Annotated in this window: 5 protein-coding genes and 2 tRNA genes; 4 read left to right on the forward strand and 3 right to left on the reverse strand. The window is 43.2% G+C overall.

Going from position 1 to position 7,059, the window contains the following annotated elements; genetic code table 11:
- Nucleotides 1–209: 209 nt before the first annotated feature.
- Nucleotides 210–285 (reverse strand) — tRNA-Val (locus tag ABZA00_RS15670).
- A 680-nt stretch (nt 286–965) separates the two neighbouring features.
- Here ABZA00_RS15670 and gltX point away from each other — a divergent pair.
- Together gltX and ABZA00_RS15680 are read left to right on the forward strand one after the other, a co-directional pair.
- Complete coding sequence (gltX, locus tag ABZA00_RS15675) at nt 966–2,375, forward strand: glutamate--tRNA ligase (RefSeq protein ID WP_372883093.1); 1,410 nt, start codon at nt 966–968, stop codon at nt 2,373–2,375.
- Nucleotides 2,376–2,482: 107 nt separating this feature from the next.
- Nucleotides 2,483–2,558, forward strand: a tRNA-Ala gene (locus ABZA00_RS15680).
- 252 nt (nt 2,559–2,810) lie between these two features.
- Here the strand turns inward: ABZA00_RS15680 and ABZA00_RS15685 are convergent.
- Both ABZA00_RS15685 and apbC read right to left on the reverse strand, forming a co-directional pair.
- Nucleotides 2,811–3,062, reverse strand: a complete 252-nt coding sequence (locus ABZA00_RS15685) for a DUF2164 domain-containing protein (RefSeq protein WP_372883094.1) — start codon at nt 3,060–3,062, stop codon at nt 2,811–2,813.
- A gap of 13 nt (nt 3,063–3,075) precedes the next feature.
- Nucleotides 3,076–4,161: an iron-sulfur cluster carrier protein ApbC gene (gene apbC / locus ABZA00_RS15690; RefSeq protein WP_372883095.1), complete on the reverse strand. Its 1,086-nt coding sequence runs from the start codon at nt 4,159–4,161 to the stop codon at nt 3,076–3,078.
- A gap of 364 nt (nt 4,162–4,525) precedes the next feature.
- Here apbC and metG point away from each other — a divergent pair, with 364 nt between their 5' ends.
- Both metG and ABZA00_RS15700 read left to right on the forward strand, forming a co-directional pair.
- A complete protein-coding gene (metG, locus tag ABZA00_RS15695) occupies nt 4,526–6,586 on the forward strand; it encodes a methionine--tRNA ligase (protein ID WP_372883096.1) in 2,061 nt (686 codons plus the stop codon).
- A 127-nt stretch (nt 6,587–6,713) separates the two neighbouring features.
- Nucleotides 6,714–6,878 (forward strand): hypothetical protein, encoded by a 165-nt coding sequence (locus ABZA00_RS15700; protein ID WP_372883097.1) that lies wholly within the window; start codon nt 6,714–6,716, stop codon nt 6,876–6,878.
- Nucleotides 6,879–7,059: the final 181 nt, after the last annotated feature.

Consider the following 7,059-nt stretch of genomic DNA (forward strand, 5'->3'; position numbering starts at 1 on the left):
GCTTGAACCAGTGACCCCCGCCTTGTAAGGGCGGTGCTCTCCCAACTGAGCTAATCGCCCATCTTTAATTTATTGCATCGAGCATCGCTCTCCGCAAAACGGCACTAACCGCCAATCTTTAATTTAATGTATCGAGCAATACTCTCCGCAGAACAGCACTAACCGAACATCTTTAAATTGGTAAGTTTTACTTCCTGCGAAGTTAAAGATGGTGGGCGATACTGGGCTTGAACCAGTGACCCCCGCCTTGTAAGGGCGGTGCTCTCCCAACTGAGCTAATCGCCCATCTTTAAATTTTGTGCATCGAGCTCTGCTCTCCGCAGAACAGCACTAATCGAACATCTTTAAATTACCTAATTTATTTTACTTCTAATTAGAAAGAAGCTTAAAGGCATCGAGCTAAGCTCTCCGCAAAAATGACACTAACCGCCAATCTTTAACAGTAAACAACGCAATCTCCCGCGTCGTTTGTGGGGCGTATTATAGGGATAGCCCTTTATCAGTCAAGGCTTTTTGCAAGAAAAGATCTGTTTTTTGCTTAACCGCTCAAAGGGTAAACAATGCTTGGTTGTTTTATAGCTAATGAGTTCTTTTTATTCACTTTGTTTTCCAGAAACTAGAAATAGTTAATGTAATTACAACGGTATCCGTTAAAATATGCGGATTATTTTTAGCGCCTAGGGTCTGTTGATCTTTCGAGTGCAAATTTTGTTCAAACTAAAAGTATTCTGAGCAAGGCACGAGGAGTGAAGCATAGTTATTCTATGTAAACGACGAGCAACGCAGCGCAGGATGCTTTTAGATGAACCCGAAGGGCAGCATTTGTTAGCGTTATCGCCACCTTATATAGAACAAACAAATATAGAGCAAACTACGCAGGCTCTGCCTTGTATAAAGTACGAACAAATTGCGGAAAAAATGCACGCAAGAGGTCATCAGACCCTAATACATAAGGACACTTTTCGATGAAAGTTAAAACACGTTTTGCCCCTAGCCCTACCGGCTTTTTACACGTTGGCGGCGCGCGCACTGCGCTTTATTCCTGGTTACACGCAAAAAATAGCGGAGGAGAGTTTGTATTACGTATAGAAGATACAGATATTGCACGTTCAACCCCGGAGGCTGTTGAAGCAATTTTAGAAGGGATGGCGTGGATGGGTCTGACCTGGGATGAAGGCCCCTATTATCAGACAAAACGTTTTGATCGTTATAAAGAGATAATTGACGAAATGCTGACCGCGGGCACTGCCTACAAGTGTTACTGCTCAAAAGAGCGCGTAAATACACTACGTGAAGAGCAGGAAAAAGCCGGAGAAGCCGTTCGTTATGATGGTAAATGTCGTGATATAGAGACGGTAGAAACAGATCTGCCTTATGTTGTGCGTTTCAAAAATCCAAAAGAAGGCAGCGTGAAGTTTGATGACCACGTTCGTGATCATATTGAATTTTCCAACAGTGAACTGGATGATTTAATTATTCAGCGTACCGATGGCACACCGACTTACAACTTCTGTGTGGTGGTTGATGACTGGGATATGGGTATTACCCATGTTGTTCGTGGTGAAGATCATATCAATAATACACCGCGTCAAATTAATATCCTCAAAGCATTAAATGCCCCGCTGCCTGAATATGCGCATGTAGCGATGATATTAGGCGATGACGGCGCGAAACTTTCTAAACGTCATGGCGCAGTTTCAGTTATGCAATACCGCGATGAAGGTTATTTACCGGAAGCACTTAAGAACTATCTTGTGCGCCTTGGCTGGTCTCACGGTGATCAGGAAATTTTCTCGGAACAAGAGATGATTGAACTGTTTTCATTAGATGCAATCAATAAAGCACCTTCGGCATTCAACACCGACAAGCTTATCTGGTTAAACCAGCACTATATTAAAACCCTTGATCCCGTTTATGTTGCGAAGCACCTTGAATGGCACATGGAAAATCAAAAAATAGATACCAGTAACGGCCCTGCACTGTCTGAAATTGTTACCGCGCTTGCGGAGCGTGCTAAAACTTTAGTGGATTTAGCTGCCTCCAGCCGTTATTTCTTTGAAGAATATGAAGAGTTTGATGCGACCGCCGCTAAGAAACATCTTCGTCCGGTAGCCAAAGAGGCTCTTGAATTAGTGCAGCAGAAATTAACAGCGTTGGACGACTGGTCTGAAACTGCATTGCACACAGCTATTCAGGATACAGCAGATCAATTAGAGATTGGTATGGGTAAAGTGGGCATGCCGCTGCGCGTTGCTATTACAGGTGCCGGTCAATCGCCATCACTGGATGTAACGCTGCGTCTGATCGGTAAAGAGCGCAGTATTGCACGTATCGGTCGTGCACTGGAATTCATTGCTGCACGCGAAACTGCATAATAAATAAGCAATCAAACATTTTTGTTAATCTATTGAATTGACATATAAAAACAGGGCGCATATTATACGCCCTGTTCACTGCTAGAGTGAAACAACAAAGTAAAAGTGGGGCTATAGCTCAGCTGGGAGAGCGCAACGCTGGCAGCGTTGAGGTCTGCGGTTCGATCCCGCATAGCTCCACCACTTTTTACAGCCAATTTATATATCCACTTAATTCCCTAGATTATCTATATCCAACAATATTTCTTCTTTGTTATAAAATCTTTGCTACGACTCAATATCCTTTTATAGAAACTCTGCTTAAGCGTAAAAATTATTTTTTTTGGCTATTTTTTTTGAGCTTTGCTCCCCCTTTCATTAAAAAACCGGGAGAAAATAGCATTAGAGGGTGTGTTGAAGACACCCTACTATTAAATGCATATATATTAGCGCTTGTTAATCAAATTCCGTTATTTTTTCCAGCTCATAAAATGATTCAGTAATGGTATCGAGTTTTGCATCCAGCAAAGCACGCGCATCATTTAAACCTTGGTTGTAATAATAGCCGCCAATTTTCTCAGAGAAAAAATCCAGTAAAAACTCAGCATCGAAATCGCCAATCTCCTGCCCTAGTTCTTTATCGAAATATTTTTGAATCTCGCCGACTAATATTGCCGTTTGCTCTCGTGTAAATTTAATATTCGCCATCGGTAACTCCTGACTAACTTAAATTAGTAATCGCTATCCCCGGCAAAGCAACTTTTAAATCACGGTAGAGATTAATCACCAATGTTTCCGCTAATGATAAAAAAGGCTCACTTAAGTTTTTATCTTCACTTTTTATCACTGTTGGTATGCCCTGATCGGTATCTTCCCGGTATTTTATATGCAGGGGTAAAGCCCCTAAAAAGGGTAAATTAAATTGCTCGGCCAATTTTTTACCGCCGCCTGTGCCGAAAATAGCCTCCTGATGACCGCACTGACTGCAGGAGTAAAGACTCATATTTTCAATAATACCAGCAACATTCACTGCCACTTTATTGAACATGGTAATACCTTTTTTAGCATCAATTAATGCCACGTCCTGCGGTGTGGTTACCACAACCGCACTGGTCACCGGAATATTTTGCGACATGGTTAATTGAATATCCCCTGTCCCGGGCGGCATATCCACCACTAAATAATCAAGCCCCTGCCAGTCAGTTTCATTAAGCACCTGTGATAAAGCTTTACTGGCCATCGGACCACGCCAGATCATCGCATCTTCCTCGGCCACCAAAAAGCCGATGCTGTTACAGACAATGCCATGCGCTTCAATCGGCAGCATCAATTTACCATCTGCACTTAAAGGTTGTGCGCCTTTTACGCCGAGCATAGTAGGAATGGATGGCCCGTAAATATCGGCATCCAATACGCCCACCTTGGCGCCGTTTTCCGCCAGCGCGAGGGCTAAATTGACACTGACAGTGGATTTACCCACGCCGCCCTTACCCGATGCGACAGCGATAATATTTTTGATATTCGGCAGTGCAGATTTACTGCTGTCATTTTGTAAAACAGCAACCTCATGAGTAACCTGCCACATAACCGGTTTGGCGAATATTTTCTCAAGCTGATCCGCGCAATCAAGCTGCAGATTTTGCAGCCAGACAGGTGCATAAAAAGGTAACTTGATGTTAATGGTAGCGCTATTTTCATCAATGGATATGGCTTTATTGGCAATTAACTTAGCAACCACATCAGCCGCATCTTTTTCCTGCAAACAAACGCCAACTTTATCGGATAAACTTTTTTTATTAAAAAACACAAATTGTCCTTATTAAACCCGGTTACGATAAAAACAGTGTAACAAAACCTGTTTTTATTTCATCCACAAAAGAATAAGGATTTAACAGAGCGTCGTATTAGTTTAAAAAAACAAAGACCATAACAGACTAAAAACTGCTCAGACAGACGTGCTGGCGAAGAAATTGCGATCTCTTTCGAACTGGCACAGCGCAGTATAAGCGATTTTAGACGCTCCCAAAGAGCAAGCCAATTTGGCCCCTTCACTGGTGCTGTTTTTATAAACTACACGGCGTTCCATTATTTAACAGTGGGATTTAAAGGGTTTTTTGGGTAGAATCCCTTCCTTAAAATTTAGGTTTAATACAATAGGAATAATAAATAAAATGGCAATTCAACAACGAAAAATCCTTGTTACCTGCGCCCTACCCTATGCAAATGGTCCGATTCATCTCGGCCATATGCTTGAGCATGTTCAAGCTGACATCTGGGTCCGTTTTCAGCGTTTGCGTGGTAATAACATCCATTTTATTTGTGCTGATGACGCACACGGCACCCCAATCATGCTTAAAGCACAGGAAATGGGTATTAAACCGACCGAGATGATAGCCGATATCAAAGCCTCTCACGAAAGTGATTTTGCCGGTTTTAATATCAGCTTTGATAATTATCACAGCACTCACAGTGAAGAAAATAAAGCACTTTCCTCACAAATCTACATCGCCCTGCGCGACAACGGCTTTATTAAAAGCAAAACCATATCGCAGCTTTTTGACCCTGAAAAAGAGATGTTTTTGCCGGATCGTTTTGTAAAGGGTACCTGTCCAAAGTGTAAAGCAGACGATCAATATGGTGATAACTGTGACGTATGCGGCGCAACTTACAGCCCGACGGAGATGATCAGCCCAAAATCAGCCGTTTCCGGCGCCACACCGATTATGAAAGATACCGAGCACTTCTTTTTCGATCTGCCGCAATTTGAAGATATGCTGAAAGCGTGGACCAAATCCGGTGCCCTGCAGACCGAGATGGCCAATAAAGTAGGCGAATGGTTTGAATTTGGACTAAAACAGTGGGATATCACCCGTGATGCCCCCTATTTCGGTTTTGAGATCCCGGATGCGCCCGGTAAATATTTCTACGTTTGGCTGGACGCGCCAATCGGTTACATGGGCAGTTTTAAAAACCTTTGTGATAAAACCGAGGGACTTAACTTTGATGAATACTGGAAAAAAGACAGCGAAACAGAGCTATACCACTTTATCGGCAAAGACATCGTTAATTTCCACAGCCTGTTCTGGCCGGCCGTTTTAGAAGGCTCGGGTTTCCGTAAACCAACGGGTGTTAATGTCCACGGCTACGTGACAGTCAACGGCGCGAAGATGTCTAAATCCAAAGGTACTTTTATTAAAGCCAGCACTTATCTGGATAATTTAGATCCGGAATGTTTGCGTTATTATTATGCCGCGAAACTGACCAGCCGTATAGATGATTTAGACCTTAACCTGGAAGATTTTACCCAACGGGTTAACTCCGATGTGGTTAACAAGCTGGTTAACCTGGCCTCACGTACGGCAGGATTTATCGCTAAAAAATACGATGGCCAGCTGTCCGCAACGGTATCTGAGCCGGAATTATACCAGGCATTTATCGCAGCAGGTGACAATATTGCGACATTGTTTGAACAGCGTGACTTTGCCCGTGCCATTCGTGAAATCATGACCCTCGCCGATGATGCCAATAAATATATCGATGACAAAGCGCCCTGGGCTCTGGCTAAACAGGAAGGTAAAGAGGTAGAAGTACAGGATATCTGCTCAATGGGGATTAACCTGTTCCGCGTGCTGATGACTTACCTGAAACCTATTATGCCAAAACTGGCAGAGCGCAGCGAAGCATTCCTGAATGAAACCTTATACTGGGACAGCATTAAAACACCGCTTGCCGGTCATCAAATCAATAAATTTAAAGCGCTCTTCCAGCGTATCGACCCTAAAAACGTCGAGGCCATGGTAGAAGCTTCCAAAGAGAGTATTGAGGCGGACAAAGCCGCAAAAGCGCAACAGGCAGCAGCCGAACTTGAAGCCGCTCAGTCTGAACTGGATAAAGAGCCGCTTGCACCGCAGATTGATTTTGATACCTTTGCCAAAACCGATTTGCGTGTTGCCCTGATTGCTAAGGCGGAGTCGGTGCCAAAAGCCAATAAACTGCTTAAACTCACCTTGGATCTGGGCGGAGAGACGCGCACCGTCTTTGCCGGTATTAAATCAGCCTACACCCCGGAAGAGCTGGAAGGTAAATTAACCGTAATGGTAGCCAACCTTGCTCCCCGCCAGATGAAGTTTGGTCTGTCTGAAGGTATGGTATTGGCAGCGGGCCCAGGCGGAAAAGAGATCCATATCTTAAATCCCGATGATGGTGCAAAACCTGGCCAGCGTATTATGTAACGCTGCAATTTTAAGCCGATATTAATAATTAAAAGCCCCGGATAAGTCACTTATCCGGGGCTTTTTTGGTAGCACCAACCGCCATATTCTCCCGCCGCTTTTAAATAATACCAATTCCGTTAATTAGATGATCTATTTAGGCGTAGGAAAAATGGATGAAAGCAAGGCATTGATTGCAGTAACTAGTTGTTCTAATTACACAAAATCGCATGGAACGATTTTGAACAGCTTTAGCTGGCCACAAGGTGGTGAAGAACAGGATGTTCTGAATCAAATCAATAACAAAGACTAAAACGTAGTTTTATGTCTAACTAGCATTCATTTTAACAAGCATAAATGAATAGATAATTATCGGATTTGGTATAATATTGCTCTAATTTCCAGGGTGTGTTATGCATCGAAAACCACATACATTGAAGCTCACCCAGCTAAAGCAAGGTGATTCTTGTCGTCAACGGTTTAGGCATTGCAAC

The organism is Psychromonas sp., assembly GCF_041586535.1.
Taxonomy (GTDB): Bacteria; Pseudomonadota; Gammaproteobacteria; order Enterobacterales; family Psychromonadaceae; genus Psychromonas.

Excerpts from the sequence above, each read along its gene's own strand:
- gltX (WP_372883093.1), top strand. The coding sequence starts at position 966 with ATGAAAGTTAAAACACGTTTTGCCCCTAGCCCTACCGGCTTTTTACAC.
- ABZA00_RS15685 (WP_372883094.1), bottom strand. The coding sequence starts at position 3,062 with ATGGCGAATATTAAATTTACACGAGAGCAAACGGCAATATTAGTCGGC.
- metG (WP_372883096.1), top strand. The coding sequence starts at position 4,526 with ATGGCAATTCAACAACGAAAAATCCTTGTTACCTGCGCCCTACCCTAT.
- ABZA00_RS15700 (WP_372883097.1), top strand. The coding sequence starts at position 6,714 with ATGATCTATTTAGGCGTAGGAAAAATGGATGAAAGCAAGGCATTGATT.